Annotated in this window: 15 protein-coding genes and 2 pseudogenes; 7 read left to right on the top strand and 10 right to left on the bottom strand. The window is 46.9% G+C overall.

All coding sequences use genetic code 11. The features are described 5' to 3' along the window. Position 1 precedes the first annotated feature (1 nt). Genes PPA03S_RS26685 through PPA03S_RS26675 form a run of 3 tightly spaced genes read left to right on the top strand, consistent with a single transcriptional unit; the run spans position 2 to position 2,848 of the window. Complete coding sequence (locus tag PPA03S_RS26685; RefSeq protein ID WP_062327826.1) at positions 2-760, top strand: lantibiotic immunity ABC transporter MutG family permease subunit; 759 nt, start codon at positions 2-4, stop codon at positions 758-760. Between the two features lie 28 nt (positions 761-788). Then, positions 789-1,451: a response regulator transcription factor gene (locus PPA03S_RS26680; protein WP_062327823.1), complete on the top strand. Its 663-nt coding sequence runs from the start codon at positions 789-791 to the stop codon at positions 1,449-1,451. After that, a complete protein-coding gene (locus tag PPA03S_RS26675) occupies positions 1,439-2,848 on the top strand; it encodes a HAMP domain-containing sensor histidine kinase (protein ID WP_062327822.1) in 1,410 nt (469 codons plus the stop codon). The genes PPA03S_RS26680 and PPA03S_RS26675 overlap by 13 nt, the downstream gene beginning before the upstream one ends. Positions 2,849-2,941: 93 nt before the next feature. Here the strand turns inward: PPA03S_RS26675 and PPA03S_RS26670 are convergent, their stop codons facing one another. From PPA03S_RS26670 to PPA03S_RS26665, 3 genes and pseudogenes are all read right to left on the bottom strand, one after another. Then, a complete protein-coding gene (locus PPA03S_RS26670; RefSeq protein ID WP_062327818.1) occupies positions 2,942-3,475 on the bottom strand; it encodes a YceI family protein in 534 nt (177 codons plus the stop codon). A gap of 150 nt (positions 3,476-3,625) precedes the next feature. After that, positions 3,626-3,736, bottom strand: a pseudogene (locus PPA03S_RS34085) (VOC family protein); the annotation flags it as partial. A gap of 75 nt (positions 3,737-3,811) precedes the next feature. Then, a complete protein-coding gene (locus tag PPA03S_RS26665) occupies positions 3,812-5,938 on the bottom strand; it encodes a bifunctional metallophosphatase/5'-nucleotidase (RefSeq protein ID WP_062327815.1) in 2,127 nt (708 codons plus the stop codon). A gap of 706 nt (positions 5,939-6,644) precedes the next feature. Between PPA03S_RS26665 and PPA03S_RS26660 the strand changes: the two genes are divergently transcribed. Both PPA03S_RS26660 and PPA03S_RS26655 read left to right on the top strand, forming a co-directional pair. After that, positions 6,645-7,268 (top strand): hypothetical protein, encoded by a 624-nt coding sequence (locus PPA03S_RS26660; RefSeq protein ID WP_062327814.1) that lies wholly within the window; start codon positions 6,645-6,647, stop codon positions 7,266-7,268. A 121-nt stretch (positions 7,269-7,389) separates the two neighbouring features. Beyond that, a pseudogene (locus tag PPA03S_RS26655) lies at positions 7,390-7,947 on the top strand (alpha/beta fold hydrolase); the annotation flags it as partial. 493 nt (positions 7,948-8,440) lie between these two features. Here PPA03S_RS26655 and PPA03S_RS26650 read toward each other — a convergent pair. After that, positions 8,441-9,001 carry a TetR/AcrR family transcriptional regulator gene (locus PPA03S_RS26650; RefSeq protein WP_062327812.1) on the bottom strand — a complete coding sequence of 187 codons (561 nt, stop codon included), beginning with the start codon at positions 8,999-9,001 and terminating at the stop codon, positions 8,441-8,443. 120 nt (positions 9,002-9,121) lie between these two features. On the opposite strand from PPA03S_RS26650, the gene PPA03S_RS26645 reads away from it, so the two are divergent. Next, positions 9,122-10,132 carry an NADP-dependent oxidoreductase gene (locus tag PPA03S_RS26645; RefSeq protein ID WP_062327804.1) on the top strand — a complete coding sequence of 337 codons (1,011 nt, stop codon included), beginning with the start codon at positions 9,122-9,124 and terminating at the stop codon, positions 10,130-10,132. A 100-nt stretch (positions 10,133-10,232) separates the two neighbouring features. After that, entirely contained in the window at positions 10,233-10,532 is a 300-nt protein-coding gene (locus tag PPA03S_RS26640) for a putative quinol monooxygenase (protein WP_062327801.1), read from the top strand. A 370-nt stretch (positions 10,533-10,902) separates the two neighbouring features. On the opposite strand, the gene PPA03S_RS26635 is transcribed toward PPA03S_RS26640, so the two are convergent. From PPA03S_RS26635 to PPA03S_RS26610, 6 genes are all read right to left on the bottom strand, one after another. Continuing rightward, positions 10,903-11,703, bottom strand: a complete 801-nt coding sequence (locus tag PPA03S_RS26635) for an SDR family NAD(P)-dependent oxidoreductase (protein WP_062327799.1) — start codon at positions 11,701-11,703, stop codon at positions 10,903-10,905. Between the two features lie 310 nt (positions 11,704-12,013). Beyond that, on the bottom strand, positions 12,014-12,346 hold the full coding sequence (csaA, locus tag PPA03S_RS26630) for a chaperone CsaA (protein WP_062327796.1): 333 nt from the start codon (positions 12,344-12,346) through the stop codon (positions 12,014-12,016). A 94-nt stretch (positions 12,347-12,440) separates the two neighbouring features. Next, on the bottom strand, positions 12,441-12,764 hold the full coding sequence (locus tag PPA03S_RS26625; protein WP_062327794.1) for a putative quinol monooxygenase: 324 nt from the start codon (positions 12,762-12,764) through the stop codon (positions 12,441-12,443). 117 nt (positions 12,765-12,881) lie between these two features. Then, positions 12,882-13,973 (bottom strand): FAD-dependent monooxygenase, encoded by a 1,092-nt coding sequence (locus tag PPA03S_RS26620; protein ID WP_062327791.1) that lies wholly within the window; start codon positions 13,971-13,973, stop codon positions 12,882-12,884. Positions 13,974-14,026: 53 nt separating this feature from the next. Continuing rightward, entirely contained in the window at positions 14,027-14,878 is an 852-nt protein-coding gene (locus PPA03S_RS26615) for an SDR family oxidoreductase (RefSeq protein WP_062327789.1), read from the bottom strand. A gap of 337 nt (positions 14,879-15,215) precedes the next feature. Then, the gene (locus PPA03S_RS26610; protein ID WP_062327786.1) at positions 15,216-15,791 is read right to left on the bottom strand and encodes a TetR/AcrR family transcriptional regulator; all 576 of its coding nucleotides are present in this window, start codon (positions 15,789-15,791) and stop codon (positions 15,216-15,218) included. Between the last annotated feature and the right edge of the window lie 41 nt (positions 15,792-15,832).

Genomic DNA, 15,832 nt, shown 5'->3' with positions numbered 1-15,832 from the left:
CATGAATTCCATACCTAGATTGTTAAGAGCGGATCTGCTCAAAAGTAGGCGCACACCGTTTCTCTTCATTCATCTACTTGCTCCGCTGGTCGGGGTTAGCGTATTCTTAGCTTACTATTCGTACTCCCCGTGGAGTGCAAATGATAAGGTGCTGGCGTTTATGCAGTCCCTGGGATGCGCATTTCCTATCCTGATCGGACTGGTCTGTTCCATGGCGGTTGAACAGGAAGCCAATGCGGGACATTTTCAAGGTATGCTGGCGATACCCGCGAGTAAAGTTGCAGCCTTTACAAGCAAGCTGCTGCTCCTGTTGTTGTTTGGCTTTGCGGCTGTTACGTTTGCCTACAGCCTTTTTGGACTCGGATTTGGCCGGATTTTGCATCAGGACAGACTGGGAATGGCCTTTTACCTTGCCGGGGCAGTTATTCTGTTCGGCAGCCATATATTTCTCTATCTTCTTCACCTGATGATCAGCCTGCGCTTTGGAAGAGGCACGTCTATCGGGGTAGGGATAGCGGGGAGTCTGGTGGCTGCCTTAATGCTAACCGGGCTGGGTGATGCCATCTGGCCCTACATTCCCTTCGCATGGGGCGTCAGATTCATCTCACTGTGGACCATTCATGCTTCAGATATCCCGTTATCCGCTGCTGTATCGGGATTGAATGCTGGAATCACGGTGTGTATTCCAGGAACCATAATCCTTTTCCTCCTGTGCGCTGCCTGGTTCCAGCGCTGGGAAGGACGATCAACCGATAATTAGACACTACTTATAAATCGAGGGAACAACTATGGCAAAAATACTGGTAGTCGACGACGAACCCGCCATTCTGTCGTTGATCCGTAACGCGCTTATTGCAGATAAGCATCTGGTAACAATCGTCTCCGACCCCAAACAGGTACGTCTGACTGACCTTGGGGTATATGATCTTATTTTGCTGGATGTCATGATGCCGGGGGTGGACGGCTTTACCCTTTGTCGGGAGATCCGTGCCGCCGTGGATTGCCCGATCCTTTTTTTGACGGCCAAAACGCAGGAAACCGATCTGATGTATGGATTAGGACTAGGAGCAGATGATTATATTATGAAACCCTTCGGGATCGGTGCGCTTCGGGCACGGATTAACGCACACCTTAGGCGGGAAATCAGGGAGCGGCGGAATGTACTTTACCTGGACAACGTGCGCTTCAACCTCTCCGGTAAAGAGCTGTTTATCCAAGAAGACAAGGTGCCTCTAACCAAAAGCGAATACGAAATTTGCGAGTTTCTGGCCCGTAGCCGCGGACAGGTATTCTCCAAAGAACATATTTATGAAGGGGTCTTCGGATATGACGGAGCAAGTGACAGCAGCGCTATTACGGAACATGTTAAAAACATCCGTGCCAAGCTAAGCAAATGCGGAATCGACGCCATTGAGACCATCTGGGGGATCGGATATAAGTGGAAACTGTAGAACGAATTAAAACCGTGCGCCTTCGCACCTTTTTCCTGCAATATCTTCTATTTCTAAGCTTGGGAACGATCCTACTGCTAGGGGTATTGCTTGGATTGTTCGCACTGTCACTTGCTTCAAACGCCGTGCTGCCTGCCAACTATGTTGAGAAGGAAATTGCTGCATTCACGAATCGTCTTCACTCAAGCCCTACTGTAACACCTGATATGGTCCCGGAAATACTCGATTACGCGGTCTTCACCCGTAAAGGAGAGCTTCTCAACGGTAATTTGAGTCATGACAAGGCATTACATCTCTGGGAGATGACGCAGCAAGGCAATAATCAGGATTTTTATTTCTATAAAATGGCCGAGCGTGGTCAAGAGGTATGGATATTCCGGTATAGCCTAACACCGCAATATGCATCCTCCCTGCTGCGCAGCTATCTGCCGAACCCTCAGCTATTGGGGGTCTTGTTCTTTATCTTCGGCATTCTGCTCCAGGCAGCATTACTCGCTGCCCAGTTCGGCAGAAGGCTCACGAAGAAAATGGCTGGATTGGTGGAAGCGACAGAGAACATCCAGCGAGAGAATCTGGAGTTCACAGTCAAGCCCAGCGGGATCACCGAAATCGACAATGTATTGGCCTCGCTGGATCGAATGAAGAAAGCTCTGCATGCTTCACTCCAACAACAGTGGGAGTTGGAGCGTTCCCGCCGAGAACAAATTTCCGCGCTGGCCCATGATATCAAGACCCCGCTTACCGTTGTCCGCGGAAATGCCGAGCTCTTGCAGGAGACGGCACAGAACGAGTTCCAGCGGGAGTACAACGGATATATCCTCCGCAGTGCAGAGGACATAGAGTCCTTCGTGCAGGAGGTAATTGATCTATCCAGCATGCAGTCCAGATCATCTCGCCAGAAAGCCCTTGTCCCTGTAGCGGCGATTATTGAAGAATTAGAGTTGCATTTGAAGGCCCTCTCTGCCGGCAAAAATCTGTATACGTCTGTCCAGAAGGAGAATCTACCGCCGTTTCTCTTCATAGATCAGGAGCTGCTTCAGCGGGGAATCATCAACATTATCGCAAATGCAGTCGAGTACACACCCCCACAGGGGAGTATTGCCTTACTGATTCGAGGTGATGACTCAGCCGTACATTTTACAGTCACAGATACAGGAGATGGCTTCTCCCCAGCCGATCTGAAGGATGCGGCTAACCAGTTTTACAGGGGCGATCAGAGTCGAAAGTCCGGCAATCATCATCACGGGATGGGACTATACATTGCCCAATCCGCAGCTCAGGAGCATAGGGGAAGTTTAAGCCTGGACAATGTATCTCCCTCCGGCGGAGCGAAAGTGACGGTAAGCATCCCTGTTGCCGCTGCGGAGAACGACCGGGAAGGTTGTCAGCAGGAATAGTAGATATTAGTAGCAATCAAATCATCGCGCGATATGTAACGACAAGATTTTGAATCAAGACCACCCCATGACAAAGGATGGCCTTTAGGCTCTCTAAATTACTTTGATTGCTTCGATATAAAGCTCAATGCTCACTTCGTTTCCGACGACAATCCCACCCGTTTCCAAAGGGGAGTTGAAGGTCAGGCCAAACTCATTGCGTTCGATACGGGCTGTTGAATGAAATCCCACTCGTTCCCGGCCGCGAGGGTCTTGATTAAGTCCTTCAAAAACAGTATAAAAGGTGACAGGTTTTGTTACTCCATGCAGCGTTAGATTGCCTGTAAGCTCATATTGCCGTTCGCCAGCAAGGACGCAGCTGGTGCTTTGAAACGTAATGGCTGGATACTTGGCAGCATGAAAGAAGTCTTCGCTTCTCAGGTGTTCATCTCGTTGCTGCTGGCGAGTTGTAATACTACTTGCGTCTATGGAAGCCTGGATGCCCATGGTTGTTACATCGTTGGGGTCAAAACTTAGGATCGCTTCGAAATTCTCGAATACTCCTTTGATTTTATTAATCATTAAATGGGTCACCGAGAACTCGACGGAGCTGTGATCCGGGTCCACTTCCCAATGTATACTGCTCATAAATAAATTCCACCTCTGTAATAAGATTTTGAAAAAAGGTCTCCCTGTCTCCAAGCACTGCGATATTCGCATGCACCTAATATACAAAAACGCTACTGACAACGTAATGTCAGTAGCGTTTTAGCGTTCTGTGTATGATTTACTGTTGGTTAGAAAGTGTTTATCATCAATAAACATACTAATCAGTATATGATTGCCTTTAGCCAACTCGCCCGTTACTTTCTTCATCGAAGGTAGAATATCCGACATCATTATTTTTCCACGTAGAAGAATTTAGAGATTTTTTACATCAGATGTGTTTTCCTGTTTTAATATAAGATTTGAATAAGTCCTACATTATGAAGCTTTTGCTGCTACCGCTTTTTGAATTAAAGCTTTTGCATCGTTAGTAGAAAGACCTTGTTTCGGTTGAAGCGAGTTTTTGCCTGCTGCACTAAGAATACCTTTGTCAATCAATTTTGCCATCGATTTCACCGCATAGGCAGAAACAGTTTTGCCATCTTCGAAACCTGCAATGATCGTAGCCGCATTTTTATCAGAAGCTTGATCGTTCAACAACTTAGCAAGAATAGTGGCCGCTTCTTCACGAGTAATCTCACGATCAGGATAGAAGTTACCACCGAAGCCCTGAATGAATCCCGCATGCCTAGCTTCAGCGATTGCATCTGCATATGCAGCGTCAGCAGCAACATCCTTGAATGTAGGTGCTGCAGCTACTTCGTTCAGTTTCAACAGGTCTACTAAAGCACTAACAAATTCAGCACGGGAAATAAATTCTGTGGTTACAGGTGTTTCTGTTTGTTCTGTAGGTGCTCCAGCCAGATTCGTAATACGTCCTGCTGTTTTAGCTTGAATAGTGCCGCCTTTATACGTATCTACAATGTACTGGTAGAATACATCCAGATCGATCGGACCTGCTAGAGATGATTTAGCATCCACTAGCACTTTATAGTTATCTCCACCTGCTGCCATAAAGTTGTTCACTACAGCCGTATATGTTTTTGCAGGATCAATAGGTGTGCCATCTTCCAGACTAAGACTAGTAACACGTTCTGCCACTGGCTTATTGAAGTCTGCAGTATATTTCAAGCCAGAGATCTGTAGCGTTTTGGTGTTTGGTGTTCCGTCAGCGTTGGTACCCCATTGCTGCTGCAACAAGGTTTTAACTTGTTCGCCAGTCAACTCCAGTTTCACTAGAGTATTGCCAAAAGGTTGGATTTTAGCAAGATCGGCAAAGGTCACATCGCCTTTTGGCAGATCCGCACGAATACCACCTGGATTCATAAATGCAAAGTCAGCAGCGCTTGCCTTATCACCAAAGTCTGCTTGACGCATTGAATCCGCAATGAGGTTGCCAAGAGCGGCTTCGTTATTATAAGCATCTGTACGGGTAACAGAACCATCCGTTGTACCTACTGGCTTAGTCAGCTCAGGATGCTTGTCTAATGATTTTTTAATAATAGCCAAAGATTCCGGGTCTTCTTTAACACCCTCTTGGAAAGTCGTAGTAACGGTAGCTATTTTTTCGGTTACATCCCCGGTAGCTGGGTCAATCATCAACTTAATGTCTTCAAATGCCGTGCCATATGAATAAGCCTGAACGATCAACTTTCCATTCACTTCACCGTTAGCTAAAGCGTGATTGTCACCCGCAACGATAACGTCAACAGGGGAATTTGCTGGCAGCGCTTTTGCTAAATCGGCCGCTTCTCCAGTGGTTACGCCTTCTTTGGTGGATGCTGGATCATGTGCCAAGACGATAATCGTTTCTACACCTTGATCTTGCAATTCTTTTGCATATTTATTAACGGCTTCAACTTCTTCTTCTGCGCTTAAGAAACGCACACCAGCTGTCCCAGATGGGGATACTTTGGCAGGTGTGGATTTAGTCACTAATCCGATGAATCCGATTTTGACTCCGCCCACTTCTTTAATAACATAGGGCTTAATCAGTGTTTTGCCAGTGGCAGTTTCAATAACGTTTGCATTGACGTAATCAAATTTTGCACCAGCATGAGTTACCTTGCCTTCTTTTGGATCAAGACCACCAAAGATTTGAGCTTTTAATGCACCAATACCTTGGTCGAATTCATGATTGCCTAGAGAAGCTACATCAAATCCCATCATATTCATCCATTCCATGGTAGGCTCATCACGATCGAGAGATGAGACTGGAGCAGATGCACCAACAGAGTCTCCATTATGGAAGAGTAGGGAATGTTCATATTTTGCTTGAGCTTCTTTTAAGTAGGTTGCTAGAATTGGAGCCGTTCCTGCCTTTTTATCACTAACGATCGATGTGGTATCCAACTGACCGTGGAAGTCATTGATACCAATCAAGTGTACTTCTACATCATTGCCTGCGGCAGAGACAGAACCTGCTGCGCCCAATAGTTGGGTGAGTAATAGTGCAGCAGTTGCCACACGAATTGTGCTTTGGCCCAGAACTTTTTTCCAATACATGAATTAACAAAACCCCTCTCCAATTTTCGATCCTGAAATATTTTACCATAGTCCAATTCATAAATATCGTAAAATATATTAAATCTATGTAAAAAAAGTGGGAGATTGATATATTCTTTCAACCAAAATTTGCTTTCCGCTCTATAGAGGTAGAGATGCTTCTCGGTTCACCGCTATTCCGCTTTGGTTTTATCTAACATGTTCATCAATATAACGGCTGCCTCTGCTCTGGTGGTTACAAATAAAAATAAATCGTTTGCCAGGCTGAACTACCATCCGTAAGGCGAGAGTGAGACTAGTAAAAGTATTCATTTATGTCTTCATCTATTGAACGGATAGATTTCCATAGAAAATAATGTATTTTCTCTTTTTAGTTGATATAATGGAATAAAAAGTAATATTCGCTAAAGGGTCACCTACATAGTCTGCTGAAATAACAAGCTTCCGCCGACCTCCAACTTCCTCAACTCTAGGCAACACATATCCATTTACATACTATGCATTCCAGCAACTAATTTTGTCTATTAAAGGAGGTGAACCGGAGAGCATTGTATATCTGATTTCCCTTTAATTATTACTGGGGATGTGTTGATTGCTCTTTCACCACTCCTGACCGAACGCTGCACAGAAACATGCAATATCTGTAAGGGTTTATTGTACTTCGTATGTAGCCTCAACCATTCTAAGGAATATAGGAGTGTGTCCAATGAATAATCTATTTTTCCCCAAATCTCTTCGAGTTTTTTTAGCTTGCTTGCTGCTTTTAGCCTTTGCCGTACCAGCAACGGCTTCCGCTGGCTATCTTGGAGATAAGCTCACTATAGGCGGAAGCATGGCAAAGGGCGACTATCTCACCTCCCAAGATGGCAGGTTTTCAGCCATTTGGCAGAATGACGGGAATTTTGTCATCTATCAGAATGGTTCTTCCCTTTGGAGTAGTGGCACCAGTAACAGTGGGGCTGTTTCGTTCAAGTTTGAATCATTGGGTAAGCCGGTCATATACTCCTATGGCGGATCATTTAAAGATGTATACCAATATGGCTATCGTTATGGATTCAATCCTGTCTCTGGTAAATTTGAATATTTCTATGGTTGGGGGTATGATCGGGTTTGGGTGATTGATACTTCTACACTGCAAGGCGTTTGGTCTCCCAATACCGCCTCATGGATTCCAGGTCATCATGGGAACAGCTTGCCAGCTAATACAACGGGTGACACGCTAATTATGCAAAGTGATGGAAACTTAGTTCTCTATAATACAACCCTGACCAATAGTAATTATCCTAATAGTTGGATTCCTGTCTGGGCTTCAAATACAGGCGGGCGTTAAAATCAGAATGAGAGCCGCATGATGCGCGGCTCTTTTTTGTTTATTTAAGGAAGTTCATAGATTCACCACTAGGGCGGCAAACTGCTCCCTGGATCGCTGAACTAACGTCCTCCGTTACGATGCACATGCACTTATTCAAGAGCTTGGTTTGAAGCGTTATGTGGTCATTGGTCATTCAATGGGCGGTAAGGCTGCACAGTTATTGGCCTCACGTAACCCCGCTGGTTTAGAAGCCCTGATTTTAGTTGCACCATCTCCCCCGACTCCTCAAGACATGCCACAAGAAATAAGAAATGCAATGGTTCATTTCTATGCTAATCGTGAGGGGGCAGAAATTGCCTTTGGTAATATTACCTTACTTCCTCTTGAAGGAAATATTCGTGAAATGGTGCTCGAGGATATGCAAAAAGGAGCTCCCTCAGCTCGTGCGGCATGGCCTGAAACTGCAATGCTTGAGGATATATCTGCAGAAGTGAAAAACATTAATGTCCCCAAACTTGTGCTAGCCGGAGAATCTGACCCGGTAGATCGGTTGGAAACGCTGAAAAGTGATCTACTGCCTCGCATACCTCATGCGGAACTACTTGTCATTCCCCAAACTGGACACCTTTCTCCTTTGGAATCACACAGCCAAATCTATAAGGGAATATCAAGTTTTCTGGCCAAGCAATTCCAATAGACTGCTTTCGTCAAAGCAGGTTTGCTAAACATTGCAAGAGGCATATAATACAAGACTCCCAACTTTTCTGTTGGGAGTCTTTTGCCGCTGGAGATATGTGGGTGCAGCCGGATAAGCCGCTATAATACACGCTTTAGATCGAAGACCCTTCGAGGAAGATACATTCGTACTTTATCGAAAGCTCTGGAAATATCGGTTTGCTTGAGTTACCCGCAGTGTTCTATTCATCTCCCTCATTAACTGATACCTCAACTCCTCGCTATAACATAACTGGCTACCGGTGTAACGAAATCTATACTCCCACCAATGCAGGTTACACACAGAACCAACAAGACCTCTGAACTATCCTGCCCTTTAAAAGGAGACAGCCGATCGTTTTTCGTGGCCGGCTGCCTTCGTTTGTGGCTGAGATTATAGTTACCCATCCCTTGATTCAATCTTTTGTATTGTGCCACAGTCCCCTATTAGGACAGCATTAGTTTAGTTACGCCCATTAATTGCTTCTCGATCGATTCGTCAGGATCGCGCTCGCGATAATACTGAAGAGATGGTCAGACCTTGGAGCAGACGACGGCTGGTTGCTGAGCCAAGCAAGCGCAGCAGCTAGCGAGAACAGATCGTCACCCTCCATGTCGGTACGTGCCAGACCCTCAGCCTGAGCACGAGCCAGAAGTCGCGTGCCTGCCGTGCGCATTGTGACGCATGAAGCGTGGAGCGCAGACTCCGGGTCCTCCTTGGCAGCCATCATGACGTCCACAACACCTTGATAGTTGCCCGTGAATGCAACGACCTCGCGCAGCCACGACACGAGTGCATCTTCGGGAGAACTCGCAGTTTCAAGTTCACATGCTTTTGCCGTAAACTCGTCAAAGCTTGAACGGAGCAGGGCTTCGAGCAGCGCCTCTCTCGTAGGAAAATGACGATACAGTGTGCCTAGCCCGACACCGGCTCTGCGAGCGATGTCACGCAGCGATGCATCGACGCCATGATCGGTTATAACGACGTTCGCAACTGCGAGTATGTGCTCATAGTTTTTCATAGCATCAGCTCTCATAAAGAGACCTCCTTGACAAGCGGAGCATCGCTCCGTATAATCGTAAACGGAACAGTGACCCGTTTAAACGGAGCACCGCTCTGGTAAGTATAACTCATCTGCATGAAAGGAGAAAGTAAGATGTCCATAGATACAATGAAAGCAATTCGTCTACATGAATTCGGCGGCCCTGAGGTACTGCGTTACGAGGAGGCGCCGCTTCCCGAGCTGAAACCAGGTGAAGTGCTTGTCCGCGTTCATGCGGTGGGCATCAATCCCCCCGACTGGTACCTGCGCGAGGGGTATAAGGATCTTCCTCCTGAGTGGCGTCCGTCGGTACCCTTCCCCATCATCCTGGGAACCGACGTGTCGGGTGTCGTCGAGGCAGTAGCCACGGATGTGCAGGGCTTCTCCGTCGGTGATGAAGTTTATGGCATGGTTCGCTTTCCTAGCTTTGGGGAGAGCGCTGCTTATGCCGAGTATGTTGCCGCGCCAGCTTCGGACCTTGCAATCAAGCCAGCTGGTATCGATCATGTGCACGCCGCAGGGGCTCCTATGGCAGTCCTCACCGCATGGCAGTTCCTAATCGAACTAGGACACAATGAGCCGAACCCGCTTCAACCGGAGATGCATCGTCCGTTGCCGCTAAACGGCAAGACGGTGCTCATCAATGGTGCCGCTGGCGGCGTGGGACACTTCGCGGTGCAGCTGGCTAAATGGAAGGGTGCTCACGTCATCGCGGTGGCGTCGGGCAAGCATGAGTCGTTCCTTCGCGAGCTCGGTGCCGACGAATTCATCGACTATACCAAGAGCCCTCCCGAGGACATCGCTAATGACGTTGATCTCGTCCTCGATACCCTCGGCGGTCCCACCACCAGTCGTTTCTTGCGTACGCTCAAGCGTGGCGGCGCTTTGTTCCCAGTGTTCTTAGGCTTCTCCGATGCCGAGGAGGCCGCAAAGCTGGGCGTAACGGTATCAATGACCCAAGTGCGCTCGAATGGCCCACAACTGGCGGAATTAGGGGGCTTGCTCAATGATGGGACGGTTCGCGTCGCCATCGACAGCATGTTTCCACTTGCCAATGCTCGCATGGCGCATGAACGAGCCTCCAGTGGGCACATTCAAGGCAAGATCGTACTCACGGTAGAGTAAGGACGATAGCTCGAAGATTTTCGCACTCCTTGTAAATTGCGATTATCTTTGAGGAAATTTTGCATGCTTACTTAATTCAATAAAAAAAGGATGAACATGAATGATTCTACTTATGGGCTACGTACATCTAAATCCTTCTGAAGTAAATGAGTTCACTGCAGACGTTCGGGACGTCGTTTCCAGCACACGAACTGAAACTGGATGCCTCTTTTATGCCTTTACTTTGGAGGATTCACGCGCCGGACGCATGCTGACTGTTCAGCGGTGGGAAGATCAAGAATCGCTTGCCGCTCATGTTGAAAGACATGAATCGGCGCCATTTTTAATGAAGTGGGGAAACAGGATGAGAATGGACGTTCAAAAATATGATATCTCAAACGAGCGTTCGTTTACGGAGTAAAAGAAGTCGAGGAAACCGGGGATTCCCCTTTCTCTCACACAACAGGATTACTCTTGCAGCAGAAGTAAGAAGGATCCGCCGCGACGGATCCTTCTGCTTTAAATTAAACTAAAGTATCGGCTCGGCACATTGAACATAACTGCCCTTTATAACGGCGTAGTTATGTGTTTTATGTGGCTATTATCTGCCCTGATCGGCTTCCGCCTCTATGTCCGTGAACCAGAACGTATTACTGGTTTCATATTGGCATCCGATTAGTTTTCCAAATATCATCGACCGAACTCTTTAGTAAGGAGAGAACATATTAAGGTATCAGTAAATAAAGTGCCCAGTTTAGAAGTTCAAATTTAATTTATCGAACAATTTCGGTTTAAATCGTTTTAATCATATTTCCATCAATAACATAATCTGCTCCGGTAATCATTGAAGCTCGCTCCGAAGCAAGGAAAACTGTAAGGTTCGCAATATCTTCGGCTTCTGCAAATTTCCCCAATGTTATACCAGCCATTTTAGGTAGCTCTTCAAAAACTTTTTCGGAAGCCATCGCTGCAACTGAACCGATTGTTTTGGCCATTCCGTTTTCAGGGTCTTGCCACAAAGGTGTTACTACCGGTCCAGGTGAGATCGAGTTAACTCTAATATTACGAGGTCCAAACTCACCAGCCAGCATTTTCGTCAAATTATTAAGTGCCGCTTTGGTGGTGCCATAAATAGGCAATAACAATTCGGGCATTTGTGCATTTACTGAAGAGATATTTACAATTGCACCCTCATTGTTCTTTAGGATATGCGGTAATGCTGCTTGAGTAAAACGAACAACGCTAAACAGGTTTAAATCATAAAGTTGTTCCCATTCCTCATTTGGCGTAGCCAAAAAGCCTTCTCCTCTCCTCTTGTCAACCGCCCCGACACTATTGATTAAAATGTCGACTCTGCCGAACACTCCACCGAGTTTTTTAGAAAGTTCAACTGTATTGCGTTCCATACTGACATCAATAGGTAGATGTTTGACTGATTTTTTTTCAACAAGATCAGCCAATTCCTCCGTTAATGTCCGACTTACCGCGACGACACTTGCCCCTTCCTCGATAAATTTTCGAACGATAGCGAGTCCAATTCCTTTACTTGCTCCGGTAACGACAGCTACTTTGTTGGCTAAATTAAGATCCATGTTTACCCTCCTAAAGCTAACGCTTTAAAGTTTAAAATCCCTTTATTTCCAAGCATTATTCCATTGATGATAACAATGTTTCGAAGCGATACGCTGTGCGATCTGAATTTGCATGAATGAAGTGTAGAATGATTATAACTTCAAGAAGTTAACGCTTTGAGCGCCCCTTACGGTAAAGATCACGGAGATCCTTTTTGCGGTTTTAGCCCAGCGAGAGACTGATGGAGGCATTTTCCTCGGGTGTTCTGAGCCAATTGCCGTAAGCCAGGGCCACTTCAACAAAACGTTGCAGAGCGGTAGATCCTTATTTTTACGCAATAGGAGTACCATTAGGCATTTCAGTATCCGGCCTTAATAGAATAACATCTCCTTTTTCCGGGACTCCTCCCAAAACTAATACCTCCGATTTGAATCCCGCAATGCGCCGAGGAGGGAAATTGACGATTCCTATAATTTGCTTCCCTACAATCTCCTCAACCTTGTAACGCTTAGTTATTTGTGCACTTGAGGATTTCATCCCGATATCCGGTCCAAAATCAATCTTAAGCTTTATCGCAGGGATCTTTGCTTCTTCAAAAAACTCCGCTTCCTTAATCGTTCCGACACGAATATCTAGTGCTGCAAAATCATCGATCGTTGCCAACGTTTTGCCTCCTCCACTAAAGTCTTTTACCGCTCACGAAAAAATCTCTCACGCTTTCCGGCAGAACTTAATGAGTTCCGCTCGGTATTGCGTTTTACTGCGCTGGGCGGAACGGCTGCAGGAGTCGAATCCCTTCCTCAATGGATCCCTCCATCAGTTCTAAGAGCTGGGGCACCAGTTCCTGCATCCGGGGGGCGCTCAGGTGCCGATTGAGGGCATCCCGGTTTTCCCAGCGCTCGTAGATGATGAATGTGCCAGGCTGGCCTTCTACCTCGTGAGCCTCGTAGTCAATGTTGCCCAGGTCGTTGCGCGACGGGGTGACAGCAGCAGTCATGAATGCCTTCATCTCGGCTTCTCTCCCTGCCTTAGCTCTCGCCTCCCAGAGTACAGTAACGTAAGGGTTCTTTGTATCGTTCATACTAATTCCTCCTAATTTATAAATACTTCGTATTTTTTGCTTTACCGCTTTCTCAAATGGGGGAATTCCCCGTTTATGCTTGAAATTCCAGTGTATCAATGGCTTAGTTTAATGCTGTTATAATCGTCCAAAAGAACGATTAAAGTTTTGGCCCGCAAGAACATCTTGACGAACCACATCTAAACGCCGTGTTTGGTATTCACCCAAAGCTTTTGTTATCGAATTCGGATACTGTTTAATGGAGTCCATAATGGCAACCGTATCATCAAGTGAGTCATTAAAGCCTGCGCCAGTCATTGGTGACATGGTATGAGCTGCATCGCCGATCATAGCTATTCTTCCTTTTGACAATATATTAGGGATGTATTCATTAACAGGTGCCCCGATTAAACTGCGGTCCTTAATCGCGATTTGCAAAATTGCATCATCTTCTTTATTCCAATTTGCTTGGCTGGTTTGTGATAGTTCTTCTAGTAGCGAATCCGGAATAGCTTCACCGTATAAGGAATGCTGGGCAATCCCGCCCTTTAATACACCTAATTCAGACAGCAAATGATTATGCGAATGATCAAACCAGCAAAAACCAATCCATCTCTGGCCAGGATTGGTTCCTCCTTCTATACCTGGCATCACCGCAGTTGTCAATGTACCGGCAGCACTATTGTTGAAATAAGCACTCGAAAGTTGCCGTTTTTTCCAGTCTTTCTTTGGCAGCAGTTCTTCGTCCACCTTCCCTACCCAAACCAGATAGCCAGCATAATCTGCAAATGGTTTGTCAGGGTTTAAATAGCGGCGGACAATACTGCGATATCCATCTGCGCCAATCAAAAAGTCACCTTTAAAGGTCTGCTCCTCTTCACTGGTAGCCCAAGCAGATGATTCATTTTGCCCAACACTAACAATTCGTGTATGGTGCTGAAGGGTAATACCAGGTTCTTTAGCGACTGCATTGCGCAAACGTTCTTGAATGGCTGACCAGGCTTCAACATTGTTGTTACCATTGGATGCCAAGTGTCTTAATTCTCGTTCAATTTCACTATTACTATAAGGCTTTGTTTGCAAACGAATAAAAGCACCATTTCTTAATGATGAATCTGCACGTTCAAGAATGGTAACTGTATAACCAGAACGAGATAACGCAAGCCCCATCATTAGACCACCTAAAGATCCACCTACAATAATGGCATGTTCAAACTTGTTTTGTGGCATATTTCATTCCCCCATTTTAGCTTTCTGTCCAAGAGGATTCGTGAAACTGCCCGTTACTGCAGCTTCATCTGGCTGCGGAGCATCCGGTCGAGGACTTTGTCTGGGAGAATACGGACCAGTCGGGTCAGCAGTGCCGAATCGCGACCGACCGTATAGCGGGTGCGTGGCTTTCTTTCGTGGATTGCGCGTGAAATTACTGCTGCCACTTTCTCAGGGCGGATACCGTCCGTTGCCCACGTTTCAGCCTGAGCCTTCACGGCGTCAAAAAGACGATCATGGCGTCGGTGCTGGTCCGGCGTCATCAACTTGGCCAGCCGCTCCGCTGTCGTAATCCCGTGCTCCGACAGGCCAGTGCTGACGCCACCCGGAGTGATCATGATTACCTTGAGCCCAAACGAGGACATCTCCCTGCGGAGACTGTCATTGATCGCTTCCATAGCATACTTTGCAGCCGAATAAATTCCGAAACCGGGCATTGAGATTTTTCCGCCAACGGATCCGATATTGAGCACGCGCCCGCCGCTGTTCAGCAAGGCCGGGGTAAGCGCCTGAATAACCGCGACCTGTCCGATCACGCTGACTTCGATCTGGCGGCGAAATTCATCGAGCGGAACCATCTCAAGAGGTGCATTAACGGCAATGCCGGCATTGTTGACCACGGCGCGCAAAGGGCGACCAAGCGGATCTTGCTCCACTCGTTCGGCCAGCGCCTTTAGTGTGTCGATATTGGTAACATCGACGATCACCGGCTCGATATTTTTGCGTCTGATTTTGTCGGCGTCTTCCTGACGACGAACCCCCGCCAAAACATGAAATCCTTCAGCGGCGAGATGCTCCGCGGTAGCCCTGCCGATACCGCTGGACGTACCTGTAACGACGACCAGTTCTTGAGTTTTCAATGACATAGTATCCCTCCTGGTTTTGATAAGACATGGATCACGATATAGCACCGCTATACCGGTATTATAGCACCGCTATACAAAGTTGTATATAGCGGTGCTATATATTTTCTAAAATGTTGCCCTGTGGTCTGAAACATCGTTTTAGCGGGTGCTGCGTGATACTCTCGGCTTACCACATTTCCCTTATCACACAACACAAATCCAAGAGAACTAATGCTCGCATTCTCCAAACATAAAAAGATCGCCATCCTCTGGAGGTCCAGGAGGATAGGCGATCTTTCTTATGCGTCTTTTAAATTGGGGCTTTGCCTGGAGTCTCCAGGCTCTGTCATTGAATCCCTCATTTTGAATCGGCGTCCGGCCTTTGGATCAAAATGATCTGCATTACGCTTTCCCGAATGAGATCAACAACGTCGGGTTGGGGTGGGGGTACCTTACGAATCTGGGCCGTCACATAGAGCCAAGAGGCCGTATTGGCGGAAGCCCAGACCAGATCTGCCGCAGTCTGGGCTGACACAGCCAGTTTGCCTTCAGCGGCGACTCCCTGAATATTTTGCACTAGTGCTTGGTACGAATGATCTGCCGCCTCAATATGGGCGCCCTCGAGTAACCGCCCCATCATCGCCGCATAAATCCGAGGACGGGCTGCCGCGAAGCGGACATAGTCATCCCATCCTTGACGAAGAGCCATCTCTGGAATGGTGGACTCCACTGCGGCAATCTTGCTTTCAAATAACTGTTTGAATGCTTCCACTATAGCTGCACTTAGAAGTCCATCGGCATTTCCAAAATGGTGGTAGAGTGTAGGAGCCGTAACCTGCGCGATCGCAGTTACAGCTCGCGTCGAAAATTTGGCTCCACCCTCCTCTTCGAGTACCTTAAGAGCAGCTGCCAATATTTTGTCATATGTGTTCATACGTCCATTATAGCAGTGCTATACCGGTTATACAAGAGTAC

It is taken from the genome of Paenibacillus pabuli NBRC 13638, from assembly GCF_001514495.1.
Taxonomy (GTDB): Bacteria; Bacillota; Bacilli; order Paenibacillales; family Paenibacillaceae; genus Paenibacillus; species Paenibacillus pabuli.
This window is presented reverse-complemented; position numbering and strand designations above follow the sequence as displayed.